Genomic DNA, 15,940 nt, shown 5'->3' with positions numbered 1-15,940 from the left:
CGCCGGCCGTTACTTCAGCTTGCTCAATTCCGCGATGTCGATGTTGACGACCTTGTCGCCCACGGCGGCGACCAGCGTCTTGAAGTGCGGTGTCGCTTCATGCCCCGTGTGGGCGGCCTTGTCGGTCCATTCTTCCAGCATGATGAAGCGCGTGGGTATCTTGTTGTCGAGGTGCAGTTCGTAGCGCAGGCAGCCGCTTTCCGCGCGGCTCAGTGGCACGATGGCTTCCAGGGCGGCGCGCACGGCGTCGATATGTTGGGCTTGGGCATCGATGGTGGCGACGATGATCAGGGTCATGGAGGTCCTTGTGGTTGGGGTGCCAGCAGCTTAGCGCATCTGGCGCTTCCTTGCCGGCTGCACCGCGACGGCTTGCGGCGCAGCCGGCACCCCTTACGCGGCTTGCAGCGCGCCGATCTGCTCGAAGGCCCCCGCCAAGGCTTGCTCTCTGGCTGCGTCGCTGACCTTGACGCCTTCGGCGCGCACGATCTCGATTTGCGTGACGCCGAGGAAACCGAGGAAGGCGCGCAGATGGCTTTCCTGGTGTTCCAGGGCCGCCATCGGCGTGTCGGCGCCGTAATAGCCGCCGCGCGTCGAGGCGATGATCACGCGCTTGCTGCCCAATAAACCTTCGGGGCCGCTGGCGCCGTACTGGAAGGTTTTGCCGGGCACGGCGAGCGCATCGAGCCACGATTTGAGCTGGCTGGGGATGGCGAAGTTGTACATGGGCGCGCCGATGACGATGACGTCGGCGGCCAGCACTTGCTCGAGCGCGCCGGCCAGCGCTGCGCCGTCGGCGGCGCTGGGGGCTGCCGTAAATTGCGGCAACGGTTGCGCGGCCAGGTCGCGGTAGTGGGCGGTGGCGCCGGGCGCGGCCGCTTGCAGGCGGGCGACGATGGCGGCGGACAATTGGCGGCTGAGGGAATGCTCGCCGAGGATGCTCGAATCGATGTGCAGGATGTTCATGTGTGCCTTCTTGGGTGGTATGATCGGGTGGTATGTTTTTGTAACCGAGTTAAATATAGTGACTATCAAATGAACGCACAAGAAGGCACTTTTTCCACACTGGGGCACACGGATGTGACTATGGGCGACGCCGCCGCGCAAGGAGCGGAGCTGGAACGGCGCATGCGCGACGAGGGCGGCCATGCGGGCGTGGCCGCTTCCTGCCGCCCGATCACGGATATCCTCACGCGCGTGGGCGACAAATGGAGCGTGATGGTGGTGATATTGCTCGGCAATGGCACCAAGCGCTTCAACGAGATGCGCCGCCTGATCGGCGGCATCTCGCAGCGCATGCTGACATTGACCCTGCGCGGGCTGGAACGCGACGGACTCGTCACGCGCACCGTATTCCCCACCGTGCCGCCGCGCGTCGACTACGCCCTGACGGACCTGGGGCGCTCGCTATTGATCCCCATCAGCGCGCTGGGCGCCTGGGCGCATGGCCACCGCGACGCCATCGATGCGGCGCGGCTGGCGTTTGATGCCAAAAGCGCCGCTCAAGCGCCATCAGGCGACTAGCTCGGTTCAAACGGCGGTATTGGCACTTTGCATGTCGTGCCGGTAGCGCGCTGGCGGCAGTTCGAACTGGGTCTTGAAAAAGCGGGTGAACGCGCTTTGCGAGGAAAAACCCAGGCGTTCGCCGATTTCCACCACGCTCAGACTCGTTTCGCGCAGCAGACGGCGCGATTCGCGGCTCTTGGCGCGCAGTTCCAGGGCGCGGAACGAGGTCTGCTCCTGCTGCAGCTGGCGCTGCAAGGTCCAGCGGTTCATCGCCAGGCCGTCGCACAGGGCCGGCAGCAGCGAGGCGCTTTCGGCATCGCCTGCGCCTTGCCGGCCCAGCAGATCGATGATGGCTTGCTCCACGCGGGCCGAAAACAGCTGCGCGCCCTGCAACTGCTGCAATTGCCCCTGCGCGTGCCGCAGCGCGTGCGGCGCCAGCATGGCGTTGAACTGGGCGAAGGGCCGGTCCAGCGCCGGTGCGTCAAACGTCAATGTATTGCGCGCCTGGCCAAAGGTGGCGGCGGCGCCGAAGCACTCGGAAATGGCCGGCGCGAACCACGGCGCCTTGCCCTGGAAGCCGGCACGGAAGGCGGTGGGCGCGCCATCGTCGTAGGCGCGCGCCACTAGCGACAGCATGCGGAAATTGGCCAGCGCCTGCATGGCGCCGCCTAGCGAACAGAATTCGGACAGGTATTCGATCTCGATGCGCGTGCCATTTTCACTCATCAGCATGAAGTCGAATTCGCCGATCAGGCCCCGCAAGTGCAGCAGCTCGTGCAGCGCGCTGCGCAGGGTGGGGCGGTTGAAGCAGACGTGGGCGATGCCCGAGTAATGCGCGAACCAGTGCGTGACGTCGAGGTCGAGCAAGCCTCGGTGCTGCGGCAGTTGCTGCGCGTAGGCCGTCATGCGGCGATGCCGCTCGGCGTTGATGCGGCCGCCCGGCTCGTCCAGCTGCGCCGGCGTGATGCCCGTGCGCTGAAAAAACTCGGCGGGGTCGTGGCCATCGGCCTGCATGGCGCGCGCGCATTGCTGCGCGATCCGGTTCGAAACCGTGCGCGTATCGGGTTTGTGCAAGGTTGTCTCCTGCTTATTCTGCTTGTTGTAGTAATTTTTCACAAATATTAGCACTTTGTAGGAAATTGTTGGTTGTTGTGCCATCTAACCAAAAATTGTTCTCGCGGGTATAAAGCACGTGTTGCGCGGTCAAGAAACTCACGCATTCTCACGCTATATTGATTTCGGGCTGGCCCTGATGCCACCCGGATACCTACAAAAACAGTCTTGGAGATAATGATGAATTGCACTTTGAAACCGATGGCCCGCGTGGTCGCCGGCTGCGTCGCCACGCTTGCCCTGGCCGCCTGCGGCAACGACACCGTCAGCGAGGAATACAAGCAGCCCGTATTCGGCGCCACCACCTTCAATCTGGTCCAGGCCGACGGCTATGCCTTCAAGGATATGAACCGCAACGGCAAAATCGACCCGTACGAAGACTGGCGCCTGTCGGCCGAGGCGCGTGCGGACGACCTGCTGTCGCGCATGAGCCTTGATGAAAAGGCCGGCCTGATGATGCATGGCACGGCGCCCACCGTGGCCGACCCCACCGGCATCGGCCAGGGCGGCGCCTACGACTTGACGGCGCTGCAAGACCTGATCGTCAAGCAGTATGTCAACACCTTCATCACGCGCATGGCGGGCGACTCGGCCAATATGGCGGCGCAGTACAACAAGGTGCAAGCCCTGAGCGAAACGTCGCGCCATGGCATTCCCGTGTCCATCAGCACGGACCCGCGCCACCATTTCCAGTACACGGTGGGCGCCAGCGCCGGCACCAAGGGATTCTCGCAATGGCCGGAAACCCTGGGCCTGGCCGCCATCGGCGACGATGCGCTGGTACGCCGCTTCGGCGACATCGCGCGCCAGGAATACCTGGCCGTCGGCATCACGCAGGCGCTGTCGCCGCAGGCCGACCTGGCCACCGAGCCGCGCTGGTCGCGCATCAACGGCACCTTTGGCGAAGACGCGGACCTGGCCAAGCGCATGGTGCAGCACTATATCGAGGGTTTTCAGGATGGGAACACGGGTCTGCATGACGGCAGCGTGGTGGCCGTCGTCAAGCACTGGGTCGGCTACGGCGCCACGAAAGAGGGCTACGATGGCCACAATTACTATGGCCGCTACATGACCTACCCGGGCAACAACTTCGCTTACCACGTGAAACCGTTCGAAGGCGCCTTCACGGCCAAGGCGGCATCCGTCATGCCGACCTACGCTCTGCCGGACGGCAATATCACGATCGACGGCATCACCCTGGAACAGGTGGCGGCCGGCTTCAGCAAGACCATGCTGACGGATCTGCTGCGCGGAAAATACGGCTTCGAAGGCGTGATCCTGTCCGACTGGGGCATCACCTCCGACTGCGACGCCAACTGCCGCAACGGCACGGCGCCAGGCGTCGCGCCTTCCTTCATGGGCTTTGGTACGCCGTGGGGCATGGAAGACGCCACCAAGGCCGAGCGTTATGTGAAAGCCGTGACGGCGGGGATGGACCAGTTTGGCGGCGTGACGGAAGCGCCATACCTGACGCAAGCCGTGCAGCGCGGCCAGTTGACGGAAGCGCGCATCAATGCGTCGGCGCGGCGCATCCTGATCCAGAAATTCAAGCAGGGCCTGTTCGAGCATCCGTTTGTCGATGCGGCCAAGGCGGCCACCACGGTGGGCAAGGCGGACTTCATCGAGGCAGGCCTGGAAGCCCAGCGCCGCTCGCTCGTCCTGCTGGAAAACAAGGACAAGGTCTTGCCGCTGGCGGCCACCGTCAAGAAAGTCTACCTGTACGGCATCGATGCGGCCGTGGCCAAGCAGTATGGCTACACCGTGGTCGCCACGCCGCAGGAAGCGGACGTGGCCCTGCTGCGCGTGGCCGCGCCGTATGAAATCCTGCACCCGAACTACATCTTCGGCAGCATGCAGCATGAAGGACGCCTGAACTATGTCGACGGCGACGCCGACTACGAGGCGATCAAGAACGCGGCCAAATACGCGCCGAAGACGGTAGTGACGGTGTACCTGGACCGCCCGGCCATCCTCGGCAACGTGCAGGACAAGGCCAGCGCCATCCTCGCCAACTTCGGCGTCAGCGACGGCGCGCTGTTCGATGTCCTGACGGGCAAGGCCAAGCCGCAAGGCAAGCTGCCGTTCGAGCTGCCATCGTCGATGGCCGAAGTGCAAGTGCAGAAATCGGACGTGCCGTATGACACGGCCCATCCGCTGTACAAGTTCGGTGACGGCCTGGCGTACTAAACCACCTCTGTCGTCAACGCAGGGAAATCCAGCTGCGCTCTTTGACGGAGCGCAGCGCCGCGGCTATCAGCCGGTCCACCTCGTAGCCGTCGCGGAAGGTGGGCCAGACCGGCTGGCCGCCGGCGATGGCCTGCAGAAAATCGCGCGCTTCGATGACGATCTGCTCGTTGTAGCCCGTGCCGTGCCCGGCGCCCTGGCTGAACGCCAGGTAGTCGGGGTGGGCGGGTCCCATCAGCAGGCGCTGGAAACCCTGACGCTGCGCGGGGCGGCCGGCATCGTACAGCCATAGTGCATTCTGCTCTTCCTGGTCGAAGGCGAGCGCACCTTTCGTCCCCGTGATGCGATAGGTGTAACCCATCTTGCGCCCGGCCGCCACGCGGCTGAAGGTCAGGGCGCCCAGCGCGCCGCTGGCAAAGCGCAGCATCACATTCCCCTGGTCGTCATTCTCCACCGCTTCCATGCCAGCCGGACCTTGCCGCTGCGCGTGCACGGTATTCATGTCGGCCACCAGCGAGTCGACGGGGCCGCCCAGGCGCAGGGCCAGGTTGAGCAGGTGCGAGCCCACGTCGGCCAGCGCGCCGGCGCGCGTTGCCGTCGCTTCCCGCGTGCGCCACGAGGCGGGAGCGTGCGGGTCGTGCAGGTAGTCTTCCACGTGTTCGGCGGCGACGTGGATGATCTCGCCGATTTCGCCTGATTCGATGATGTGGCGCGCCAGCTGGCTGGCCGGCGTGCGGATGTAGTTATAGCCCACCATGTTGGCCACGCCCGCAGCTTCCGCCGCCTGCGCCAGCAGCAGGGATTCGGCGGCTGTCATGCCCAGCGGCTTTTCGCAAAATACGGGTTTGCCCAGGGCCAGCGCCGCCAGCACGATGTCCTTGTGCGTGGCCGGCGGCGTGGCGACGATGATGGCGTCGATGGCGGGATCGGTCACCAGTGCGCGCCAGTCGCCCGTGGAGCGGTTCCAGCCCAGTTCCTGCGCGCTGCGGGCGGCGCCTTCCGCGCTGCTGGTGCAGATGCATTCGCATAAGGGGTTCAAGGTCGTGGGAAAAATGCTGCGCACGGCTTTATAGGCGATGGTGTGGGCCTTGCCCATGTAGCCAGCGCCGATCAGGCCGATGTTGATGTCTTGCATGTGGAGTCTCCGGGAGTGTGCGGGATGGAATCAGGCTTGCTGGCGCCAGGCGTGGCTGTCCAGCGCATCGGCCAGGCGCGCGGCAGGCCATTGCTGCTCCAGCGCCTGCAGCATGAGCTGCTGCTGCGTGGGCGGCGCCATGCCGGCTATGGGCTGGTCGCGGTCAAGGTTGCTGGGGAAGGCATAGCCCTCGGCGCAGGCGGCAATCGCATGAACAATGCCGTCGGCGGACAGTGCCCCCTGGTCGCGCAGCGCCTGCAGTGCCGGATACAGCGCTGCGCTCATGGCGCGGCGGTCCAGCGCTTCCATGGCGCGCCCGAATGGCGACGACACTTGCAGTAAATTCGCCATGCGGCGGATGTCGGGCGAGCGGTTATGGCCCGCCGCATGAAACAGGGCGGGGTTGAAAAAGACGGCGTCGCCTTGTGACAGCGGCAGCTGCACGCAATGCTGCGCAAAATAATCGCGGAAAGGCCGCTGCTGCCAGGCGAGAAAGCCGGGCCGGTAGCGCTGCGAATAGGGCAGGTACAGGGTGGGGCCGGATACCAGCGGCATGTCGCAATGGGCGACGGCGCCCTGCAAGGTCAGGAGGGCCGACATCTGGTGCACGGGCGCGGGGTAGGCTGCGCAGCTGGCGGCGCTCTGGAAGCCCAGGTGATAGTCGCGGTGCGGCGCCTGGGCCGCACCGCCCGGGTTGACGACGTTCACTTGCGCCGTCATCTGGTAGGCGGGACCGAGCCAGGCCTCGGCGATCCACGCGAAGACGGGATTGCTGTAATAGCGGGCGAACGCCTCGGGCGCGCGCAGACACAGTTTTTGCTGGGCGTTCCAGATGCGGTCATTCGCGCCCGGTTTGGCGAAATGGTCGCCGCCCGCCTGGCCGCCGGCATGCTGCTCGTCGATCAGCGCGCGAAACACGCCGCTCACCTGTTCCAGGGTAATCATGTCGTCGACGGCGCGCTGGAGCACGATGACGCCCGGACCATCCATCAGCGCCTTGCCCCATTCTGCCTGCAGCCCGCGCAGCGACGCAGCACTGGCGGCCAGCGCGCGTACCTGGTCGCAGTCGTAGACGAGAATATTTGCATCGACATAGGCGGCGTGGGGATAGTCGGCCAGCGCCGTACCTTGGCTGACGGTGCGGATGAAATCATCGAGCCGGCAGTCTTGCTGCGACAGCCAGAAGGGCGCGGGTGGCGCGGCGTCTTGGGTGATCATGCGGTGTCTCCGTTGTTTAAGTTGTAGAATCAGTATAGGGATCAAAATCCGCATTTTTCATCAGGAAATCCATCAAAAAACCATCAATAAACGATCAATTACCATGGACATGGCATGACGCATCCGTTTCCCGTCAAGGTTGTGGCGCTGCAGGCCGGCGTCAGCGTGGCCACCGTCGACCGCGTGATCAAGCAGCGCGGCGGCGTGCATGCCAATACGGTGCGCCGCGTGATGCAGGCGCTCGACGAGCTGGCGCGGCAAAGCACGCAGGTGGGGCTGTCCGGCAGAAAATTCATGCTCGACGTGCTGATGGTGGCGCCGCGCCGTTTTACGGACGCCGTGCGCGCCGCACTCGAATCGGAGTTGCCGTCCTTGCACCCGGCCGTGCTGCGCTCGCGCTTTCATTTGCATGAAACCCTGGAAGTGGATGGCATCGTTGAACTGCTCGAACGCATCCGCAAGAACGGCAGCCACGGCGTGCTGCTGAAAGCGCCGGACTTGCCGCCCGTGGCCGAGGCGGTCAACCGGCTGGCGGCGGCCGGTATCCCCGTGGTGACCCTGGTGACGGATTTGCCCGCTTCCGCGCGCCGCAGCTATGTGGGCATGGATAACCGCGCGGCGGGCGAGACTGCCGCCTGCCTGATCGGCCAGTGGCTGGGGGCGGGCAAGCGGCCAAGGAAACAGCAAGTGCTGGTCACCCTGAGCAGCAACCGCTTTCACGGCGAGGAAGAGCGCGAGATCGGCTTTCGCCGCGCGCTGCGCGAACGGCACCGCCATTTATCCATCGTCGAAGTGAGCGAAGGCCACGGCATCGACGGCGCCACGGGCGCGCTGGTGCGGCAAGCCCTGGCCGGGCATGCGGACATCGCCGCCGTGTATTCGATAGGCGGCGGCAATGCCGCCATCGTGCAGGCATTCGCGCAGGCGGACCGGCCTTGCCAGGTCTTCATCGGCCACGACCTGGACGCGGACAACGTGGCACTGCTCAAGTCGGGCGCCATCCATGCCGTGCTGCACCATGACCTGGGCCAGGACATGCGCCGCGCCTGCCAGGAAATCCTGCGGGCGCAGGGCGCGCTGCCGGCCGTGGCGCAGGCACCGCCATTGTCCGTCATCCAGATCGTCACGCCGTGGAACCTGCCGGCCCTGAACGGCCTGAATTGACAGGCATGCGAGGCTGGCCGATACTCGCCGCTTGGCTCATCGCTCACCTCAGGAAGGAATCCCCCGATGTCCGTCACTGCGCAATTGTGCAAGACCGTGCTGGCAGCCGCACTTTCCATCGTATTTGCCATGCCCGCCCTGGCCGCCGCTCCTGCCATTCCCGCAGCTGCCGCCGCTTCATCGCCCTGGGTCGAGGCCAGCAACCGCAACGCGGCCATCGTGCTGGCGGCGCAGGCGCAGTTCTCGCCCGAAGACGCCTCCGACACGGGGCTGTCCCAGTACGACGGCCTGGCGGCCGACATGGGGCCGAACATCACCGAGCGCCATGTGGCGGCCATGCAAAAGGCGCGCGCGCAATTGCAGCAAAAGCTGGAACTGGAACGCGACGAACGCATACGCCAGGACCTGGAAATTCTGATCGGCGCTGTCGACCAGGAAATCACGGGCACCCAGCTGGAAGCCAGCTACACCTTGCCGTGGGTCGATGTGCCGCAAATGGTTTTTGGCAGCATGCAAAGCCTGTTGCAGGAACAGCGCCCGGCCGCGCGCCGCGCCAAGGCGCTCGAACGCCTGCGGCGCTATGTGGGGCAATTCCCGGGCAGCACGCCGATCACGGCGCAGGCCAAGGCGCGTTTCACGGAAAAAATCGGCCAGCCTGGCCTGGCGGGACCCGTGCGCCTGCAGGTGGAGCAGTCGCTGGAAAACGTGCCGACGTATATCGCCGGCATCCGCAAGCTGTTCGCCGACATGAAAATCACTGGCGCCGAAGCTGCGCTGGCGGCCATGGAGCAGCAGCTGAACGAGTATGCGGCGTGGGAAAAGCAAGTGGTGCTGCCCCTGTCGCGCACAGATTTCCGCATGGCGCCCGAGCTGTATGCATTCCGCCTGAAGCAGGTCGGCATCGACATCGAGCCGCGCGCGCTGGTCGAACGGGCGCAAGTGGCCTACCTGGAAACGCGCGCCGCCATGCAGGCGCTGGCGCCCGTCGTGGCGTCGAAACTGTCGCTGAAGGGCGTGGACGGCAGTGACTACCGCCAGGTGCTGCGCGCGCTGAAAAGCGATTCGATTCCCAACGAGCGGCTCGAAGCGCACTACAAGGGCGTCAATACGCAGCTGGAACAGCGCATCGCCCAGCAGCGCGTGGTCGATATTCCTGCGCGCGCCATGACCATGCGCCTGGCGTCCGCCGCAGAATCGGCGGCCCACCCGGCGCCGCATATGCGTCCGCCTCCGCTGATCGGCAATACGGGAGAACACGGCCAGTTCGTCCTCCCCGTCAGCAATCCGGCCGCCAGCGGCAAGGGCGAAGCGTATGACGATTTCAATTTCGCGGGCGCCGCCTGGACCCTGAGCGCGCACGAGGGCCGCCCTGGCCACGAGCTGCAGTTCAGCGCCATGGTGGAGCGCGGCGTGTCGCAGGCGCGCAGCCTGTACGCGTTCAACAGCGTCAACGTGGAAGGCTGGGCCCTGTACGCGGAAGCGGAGATGATTCCCTACGAGCCGGCTGAAGGCCAGTTCATCGCGCTGCAATTTCGCATGCTGCGCGCGGCGCGCGCCATGCTCGACCCGATGCTGAACCTGGGGCAGATCACGCGCGAAGAGGCGGGCCGTATCCTGACGGATGAAGTGATGCTGTCGAAACCGATGGCGCGCCAGGAGCTGGACCGCTACACCTTCAACATGCCGGGCCAGGCGGGCAGCTATTTTTATGGCTACACGCGCATCCTGCAGCTGCGCGCGGAAACGGAGCTGGCGCTGGGCGAGAAATTCGACCGCCTGGCCTTCAACAACTTCCTGCTGGGGCAGGGATTGTTGCCGCCGGACTTGCTGGCCAAGGCCGTGCGCGAACACTTCATCCCGGAGCAGAGAAAAGCCAAAAGCTGACGCCATGGCATGGGAGCGGCAGGGAAGGGGAATTTTGCCGCTATTGTCTTCGGGCGGGTCGTATAATGCCCCTCATTTGCCGGCCATCCAAGGAGTTCCGCTTGCAGTCACCGATCCGTTATCCGAACATGCCGCAACTGCTGCTGAAGGCCCGCGATAGCCTGCTCCAGCATTTCCGCCCCATCCTCAATCACTTTGGCGTGACGGAGCAGCAGTGGCGCATCATGCGCGCGCTCAATGAAAGCCCGACCCTGGAACCGCGCGAGCTGTGCGAGATCTGCCAGATTTCCAGCCCCAGCATGAGCGGCATCCTGGCGCGCATGGAAGAAATCGGCTTGATCGGGCGCAGCAAGTTCGAAGGCGACCAGCGCCGCCGCAAGGTGCACCTGTCCGAAGCGGGCGCCAGTTTGCTGATGCAAATGGGTAAGCTCATCGACCTGCAGTATGCCCACCTGGAAGCGGCCTACGGCAAGCAGGTGTTCGAAGACATGCGCCGCGCCCTGGAAGCCTTTATTGCCCTTGAAACCCTGCCGGTGGCGCCCGCCATCCTGCGCTGACCTTTCCATTCCCCCTGTTTTTCCGCCTGCCTGACCCTCCACCGGGCGCGTGTTTTTCGACACGCGCCGCCGCTGCTTTCCGCATGCCTGCCGCCGTCATTTCCGCACATTGCGGGGCACGCGGCCGCGCGCTTGCTGGTTTTGCTATAAGACTACGCCCTACAGTCAATTACTTACATGTGAGTAAATAAGCGTATAATTTGCCTCACTTGATCCAAATCAAGAAGAACAGCGGACGCCCGTATCAATGGATGGGGCGGCAACGCGGCGCCACGCCCGTATTTCGCCAGATAAAACAGGAAAGTCAGGAAAAAAATGAACACACCATGCATGCGCGCTGCGGCGCTGGCCGTTTCCACGCTCATCGGCGCAAACGTTTGCGCCCAAAGCAATGTCACCATTTACGGCGTCGTCGATGCGGCCACCGCCTACGCCAGCAACCAGGGCGGCAAGTCGACTACCTACATGCGCAGCGGTAACTTGTCTGCCAGCAAGATCGGTTTCCAGGGCGTGGAAGACCTGGGCGGCGACCTGAAGGCGCTGTTCCTGCTGGAAAACGGTTTTGAAAGCGACACCGGCGCGCAAAGTTCGGCCAGTTCCCTGTTCAACCGCCAGGCTTACGTGGGTTTGCAATCGTCAGCCTACGGCAGCGTGACGGCCGGGCGCCAGTACACGCCGTACTACCTGCTGGTGGGTTCTTTGGCGTCGAGCAACGTCCTGACGGGTGCCACCGGTGCCCACCCGGGCGATATCGACGGCCTCGATACGACCGTGCGCATCAGCAATTCCGTCACCTACAGCATGCCGGCATGGCGCGGTCTGCAGGCCAGCGCGCAGTACGGTTTTGGCGAAGCGTCTGATGGCAATGCCGTGGGCAGCAGCTTCAGCGCCGCCGTCAAATACAGCACCGCGCCAGCCGAATTCGCACTCGGCTACCTGAAATTGAAGAATGGCGAGAACAATACCAATGTCATGGCCTGCTGCAGCCAAGGCGGCTGGAACGGCAAGGCGTCGGGTAGCTTCGGCATCTCGGCCATCAACCAGGGCTATGCCTCGGCGGAGAGCGTGCAGTTCATCGCCGCCAGCGCGCGCTACACCATGGGCAAGTGGATGGTGGGCGCCAACGCCAGCAACGTGCAATACCAGGCCGGTACCCGCTCGGCCTTCCGCGACACGGCCATTTTCAACACGGCCGGCCTGATCTCGAGCTATCAGCTGACGCCGCAGTGGTTCCTGTCCGCAGGCTATAGCGACACCTTCGCCAGCCACGCCAACGGCATCGCCGACCGCGCGCGCTACCGCCAGCTGTCGTTCGAGCAGAACTACGCACTGTCGAAGCGCACGGCGATTTACCTGATCGAAGCGCGCCAGCTGGCACGCGGCCAGACCCTGGGCCAGGACGGCGCCATCGTCAACGCCGTCGCCTCGGTCGGCGATTCGCAAAACGGCACGCCGTCGTCGAACGGCGGCCAGACGGTGGTCATGGTCGGTCTCAAGCATTCTTTCTGAACGGTTGCTGAACTCACGGGAGCTTCAATTGGACGCTACACACAATAAGGAGGGCCGCGGCCCCCTGAATCCCGGCCGCCGCATGGTGCTGGCCGGCTTGCTGTCGGTGTCTGCCGCGGCGCTGATTCCCTGGGCGCTGGCCGAGCCGGTCGCCAATGCGGAAGAGGGCGCTTTCCTGGCCGTATCCGCCGTGCTGGTGGGCCGCCAGGCACTCGATCCGGACCTGGCCCAGCGCCTGTACAAGGCGCTGGTGGCGCAGGACGCCGCCTTTCCCGCGCACGTGCGCACCCTGCTGGCGCTGATCAACGCACAAGGACTGAAGAGCGCTGGCATGCAAGCCGCGCTCGATGCGGCGCAGTCGCCGGTGGCCGCCTTGCCGCGCCAGATCGCCAGCGCCTGGTACCTGGGCATCGTCGGCACGGGCGAGGCGGCGGTTTGCGTCGCTTATGAAGAAGCGCTGAACGCAGCCGTCGTCGCCGATGTGCTGGTCCCCCCTTCGTATTCCTACGGCGCCTACGGCAGCTGGGCCAGAAAACCAATTTAAGGAGCCATGATGGCTGAACAATACACTGCCGATTACATCGTGATCGGCTCCGGCATCATCGGCTCCCTGGTCGCGCGCAAGCTCGCGCTGGCCGGCGCCAAGGTGCAGATACTGGAAGCGGGACCGCGCGTGACGCGCGGCGAAATCGTCGGCCGCTTCCGCAATTCCACGCGCCGCAGCGACTTGATGTCGCCGTACCCGTCGGTGCCGACCGCGCCGCACCCGATTTACCAGCCCAAGGACAGCGGCTACCTGGTGCAGGCCGGTCCGTATCCGTACCCGGCCGAATACATCCGCCAGTTTGGCGGCACCTCGTGGCACTGGGCCGCGCAAGCGTGGCGCAACGTGCCGAACGACTTCCGCATCCATACCCTGTATGGCGTGGGCGTCGACTGGCCGATCAGCTATGCAGACCTGGAGCCGTTCTACCAGGAAGCGGAAGACATCATGGGCGTCTCGGGCGCCGACAATACGGGTTCGCCGCGCAAGCAGGCCTTCCCGATGGAACCCGTGACGGAACCGTTTGCCATGCGCCGCATCCGCGAGCGCCTCGACCCCGTCTACAAGGTGGTCGGCAATACGGTGGCGCGCAACAGCGTCAGCTACGATGGCCGTCCGGCCTGCTGCGGCAACAACAGCTGCCAGCCGATCTGCCCCATCGACGCGCAATACCACGGCGGCATCGCCGCGCTGCAGGCCGAGGAGGCCGGCGTCCAAATCCTGTGCAATGCCAACGTCTACAAGCTGGAACACGACGCGCAGGGCCGCATCACGGCCGCGCTGTACTACGACGTCGACAAGAAAAGCCACCGCGTGACGGCCAAGACGTTTGTTTTGGCCGCCAACGGCATCGAAAGCCCGCGCCTGCTGTTGCTGTCCGCCTCGGAAAAGTATCCGAACGGCCTGGCCAACAGCAGCGACATGGTGGGCCGCAATCTGATGGACCACCCGAGCACTTCGCTCACCTTCGACGCCGATGAAGACCTGTGGCTGGGCCGTGGTCCGCAAAGCCCCAACTCGATCAACACTATGCGCGATGGCGACTTCCGCAGCCAGCATTCGCCGTATCGCCTCGATTTCACGAACATCTCGAGAGTCGACGGCGCCACCAAGGATCTGATCAGCAAGGGCGTGTTCGGCGAAGAATTCGAACAGCAGCTGCGTTTCCGCTCGGCGCGCGAAATGAGCTTGAAGACGGTGCTCGAAGTGCTGCCAAATCCTGAAAACCGCATTACGCTGAGCGAAGAAAAGGACAGCATGGGCATTCCCAAGCCCCAGGCGCATTACGCGATCGATGAATACACAAAGCGCGGCCACGAGCGGGCGAAGCAGGATTTCGAACGCATCGCCAAGCTGATGGGCGGCACCAATCTGCGCCACAGCAAAGAAGGCGTATTTGCCAACAACCAGCACATCTGCGGCACCTTGTCGATGGGTTCCGACCCGGCCAAGGCCGTGTGCGACCAGTGGGGCCGCACGTTCGACCACGCCAACCTGTTCCTGTGCAGCACCGGCGTGCTGCCCACGTCCGGCACCTGCAATTCGACGGAAAACGGCCTGGCCGTGGCGCTGCGCACCGTCAAGCACATCCTCGACGAACAACAGGGAGGCACGGCATGATGGCGACCTTCAGAACGGCGGCCGGCGCCGCCTTGCTGTCCCTCGCGGCCTTGCCGGTGCTGGCGGCGCAAGCGCCCGGCGCTGACGTGCAATCGATCGAACGTGGCCGCTACCTGGCCACGGCGGGCGACTGCATCGCCTGCCATAGCGTGCCTGGCGGCAAACCGATGGCGGGCGGCCTGTCCCTGGCCACGCCGCTGGGGGCCATCGTCGCCACCAACATCACGCCGTCAAAAACGCATGGCATCGGCAACTACACCTTGGCGCAGTTTTCCGCCGCCGTGCGCCATGGCGTGCGTGCCGACGGCGCGCACCTGTATCCGGCCATGCCCTACACGGCCTACGCCAAGGTGACGGACGACGACACGGCCGCCCTGTACGCCTACTTCATGCATGGCGTGGAGGCGGTGGACACGGCGCCGTCGCAAAAGACGGACTTGCCGTTCCCGTTCAATATCCGTTTGTCGATGGCGGGCTGGAATCTGCTCTTCCTCGATAAAAAACCGTTCGTGGCCGATACGTCGAAAAGCATGGAGTGGAACCGCGGCGCCTATCTGGCGCAGGGCCTGGCTCACTGCAGCACCTGCCACACGCCGCGCAATGCGCTGATGGCCGAGCAGCTGTCGCAGGACCTGGGCGGCGCGGACCTGGGCACCTGGTACGCGCCTAACATCACGTCGGACGTCAACAGCGGCGTGGGCGGCTGGAGCCAGCAGGAACTGGCCGGCTACCTGCGCACGGGCCGCACAGCCAGCAAGGCGCAGGCGGCGGGACCGATGGCCGAAGCCATCGACCATAGCCTGAAGCACCTGAGCGACGCGGACTTGAACGCCATCGCGCACTATATCAAGAGTGTACCCGCCATCCACGACAAGGCGGATGTGAAACCGGTGACGCAATGGGGCCAGCCCGGCAATGAGCTGGGCGTGATCCGCGGCGTGCCGCTGCCGCAAGACCTGAACAGGATGTCGGGCGCGCAGCTGTACGATGCGCAGTGCGCCAGCTGCCACCATGCCAAGGGCGAAGGCAGTGCCGATGGCTCCTTGCCATCGCTGTTCCACAATTCGGTGACGGGCCGCAGCAACAGCAATAACCTGGTGATGGCGATACTCGATGGCGTGGAGCGTCAGGATGGTGGCAGTGGACACCTGATGCCCGCCTTCCGCCAGACCCTGTCGGACGAGCAGATCGTCACCCTCGGCAATTACGTGCAGCAGATGTACGGCAACCCCGCCATCAAGGTGACGGCGGAGCAGGTGACGAACTTGCGCAATGGTGGCGCGCCGTCCAACCTGATCGGCCTGGCCCGCGCGGGCATCATCGTCGGCGTGCTGGTGCTGCTGGGCTTGCTGCTGTGGTGGCGCGGACGGCGGCGCAAGGAAACATCAGCAGTGTAAAAATACACCCTGAAGCAAGGGCTGGGGTCAGATCCGACAGGGTCTGCCCCCTTTTTTTTACGCGGGATTTGCAATCTGTTTGCATCTGAGAAAATTATGTACTATCATTAGT

Annotated in this window: 14 protein-coding genes; 9 read left to right on the top strand and 5 right to left on the bottom strand. The window is 64.5% G+C overall.

Features of this window, described 5'->3' with window-relative positions; translation table 11 throughout:
* Positions 1 to 9: 9 nt before the first annotated feature.
* Together FG13_RS06215 and FG13_RS06210 are read right to left on the bottom strand one after the other, a co-directional pair.
* Positions 10 to 297, bottom strand: coding sequence for a putative quinol monooxygenase (locus FG13_RS06215; RefSeq protein ID WP_035819382.1), 288 nt, complete (start codon positions 295 to 297; stop codon positions 10 to 12).
* 93 nt (positions 298 to 390) lie between these two features.
* On the bottom strand, positions 391 to 963 hold the full coding sequence (locus tag FG13_RS06210; protein ID WP_035819379.1) for an FMN-dependent NADH-azoreductase: 573 nt from the start codon (positions 961 to 963) through the stop codon (positions 391 to 393).
* Between the two features lie 162 nt (positions 964 to 1,125).
* Between FG13_RS06210 and FG13_RS06205 the strand changes: the two genes are divergently transcribed.
* Positions 1,126 to 1,521 carry a winged helix-turn-helix transcriptional regulator gene (locus FG13_RS06205; RefSeq protein WP_035827450.1) on the top strand — a complete coding sequence of 132 codons (396 nt, stop codon included), beginning with the start codon at positions 1,126 to 1,128 and terminating at the stop codon, positions 1,519 to 1,521.
* A 6-nt stretch (positions 1,522 to 1,527) separates the two neighbouring features.
* On the opposite strand, the gene FG13_RS06200 is transcribed toward FG13_RS06205, so the two are convergent.
* Positions 1,528 to 2,577, bottom strand: a complete 1,050-nt coding sequence (locus FG13_RS06200) for a helix-turn-helix transcriptional regulator (RefSeq protein ID WP_035819377.1) — start codon at positions 2,575 to 2,577, stop codon at positions 1,528 to 1,530.
* A gap of 216 nt (positions 2,578 to 2,793) precedes the next feature.
* Here FG13_RS06200 and FG13_RS06195 point away from each other — a divergent pair, with 216 nt between their 5' ends.
* Complete coding sequence (locus FG13_RS06195; RefSeq protein ID WP_152598696.1) at positions 2,794 to 4,803, top strand: glycoside hydrolase family 3 protein; 2,010 nt, start codon at positions 2,794 to 2,796, stop codon at positions 4,801 to 4,803.
* A 13-nt stretch (positions 4,804 to 4,816) separates the two neighbouring features.
* Here the strand turns inward: FG13_RS06195 and FG13_RS06190 are convergent, their stop codons facing one another.
* Positions 4,817 to 5,935 carry a Gfo/Idh/MocA family protein gene (locus tag FG13_RS06190; protein WP_035819373.1) on the bottom strand — a complete coding sequence of 373 codons (1,119 nt, stop codon included), beginning with the start codon at positions 5,933 to 5,935 and terminating at the stop codon, positions 4,817 to 4,819.
* A 30-nt stretch (positions 5,936 to 5,965) separates the two neighbouring features.
* Positions 5,966 to 7,153: a phytanoyl-CoA dioxygenase family protein gene (locus tag FG13_RS06185; protein WP_051958638.1), complete on the bottom strand. Its 1,188-nt coding sequence runs from the start codon at positions 7,151 to 7,153 to the stop codon at positions 5,966 to 5,968.
* Between the two features lie 114 nt (positions 7,154 to 7,267).
* On the opposite strand from FG13_RS06185, the gene FG13_RS06180 reads away from it, so the two are divergent.
* The 7 genes from FG13_RS06180 to FG13_RS06150 all read left to right on the top strand — a co-directional run bounded on the left by FG13_RS06180 (position 7,268) and on the right by FG13_RS06150 (position 15,828).
* Entirely contained in the window at positions 7,268 to 8,317 is a 1,050-nt protein-coding gene (locus FG13_RS06180; protein WP_035819371.1) for a LacI family DNA-binding transcriptional regulator, read from the top strand.
* Between the two features lie 66 nt (positions 8,318 to 8,383).
* Positions 8,384 to 10,201 (top strand): DUF885 domain-containing protein, encoded by a 1,818-nt coding sequence (locus FG13_RS06175; RefSeq protein WP_035819368.1) that lies wholly within the window; start codon positions 8,384 to 8,386, stop codon positions 10,199 to 10,201.
* 101 nt (positions 10,202 to 10,302) lie between these two features.
* The gene (hpaR, locus tag FG13_RS06170; RefSeq protein ID WP_235211677.1) at positions 10,303 to 10,758 is read left to right on the top strand and encodes a homoprotocatechuate degradation operon regulator HpaR; all 456 of its coding nucleotides are present in this window, start codon (positions 10,303 to 10,305) and stop codon (positions 10,756 to 10,758) included.
* Positions 10,759 to 11,073: 315 nt separating this feature from the next.
* The gene (locus FG13_RS06165) at positions 11,074 to 12,267 is read left to right on the top strand and encodes a porin (protein WP_035819365.1); all 1,194 of its coding nucleotides are present in this window, start codon (positions 11,074 to 11,076) and stop codon (positions 12,265 to 12,267) included.
* A 28-nt stretch (positions 12,268 to 12,295) separates the two neighbouring features.
* The gene (locus tag FG13_RS06160; protein WP_235211676.1) at positions 12,296 to 12,811 is read left to right on the top strand and encodes a sorbitol dehydrogenase family protein; all 516 of its coding nucleotides are present in this window, start codon (positions 12,296 to 12,298) and stop codon (positions 12,809 to 12,811) included.
* Positions 12,812 to 12,820: 9 nt separating this feature from the next.
* Positions 12,821 to 14,431: a GMC family oxidoreductase gene (locus FG13_RS06155; protein WP_035819363.1), complete on the top strand. Its 1,611-nt coding sequence runs from the start codon at positions 12,821 to 12,823 to the stop codon at positions 14,429 to 14,431.
* Entirely contained in the window at positions 14,428 to 15,828 is a 1,401-nt protein-coding gene (locus tag FG13_RS06150) for a c-type cytochrome (protein ID WP_051958634.1), read from the top strand. Before FG13_RS06155 ends, FG13_RS06150 begins: the two co-directional genes overlap by 4 nt.
* Positions 15,829 to 15,940: the final 112 nt, after the last annotated feature.

This window comes from Janthinobacterium sp. RA13 (assembly GCF_000745325.1).
GTDB classification, from domain to species: domain Bacteria; phylum Pseudomonadota; class Gammaproteobacteria; order Burkholderiales; family Burkholderiaceae_D; genus Janthinobacterium; species Janthinobacterium rivuli.
Note: the sequence above shows the minus strand (reverse complement) of the source record. Positions and strands in the feature narration are given on the sequence as shown.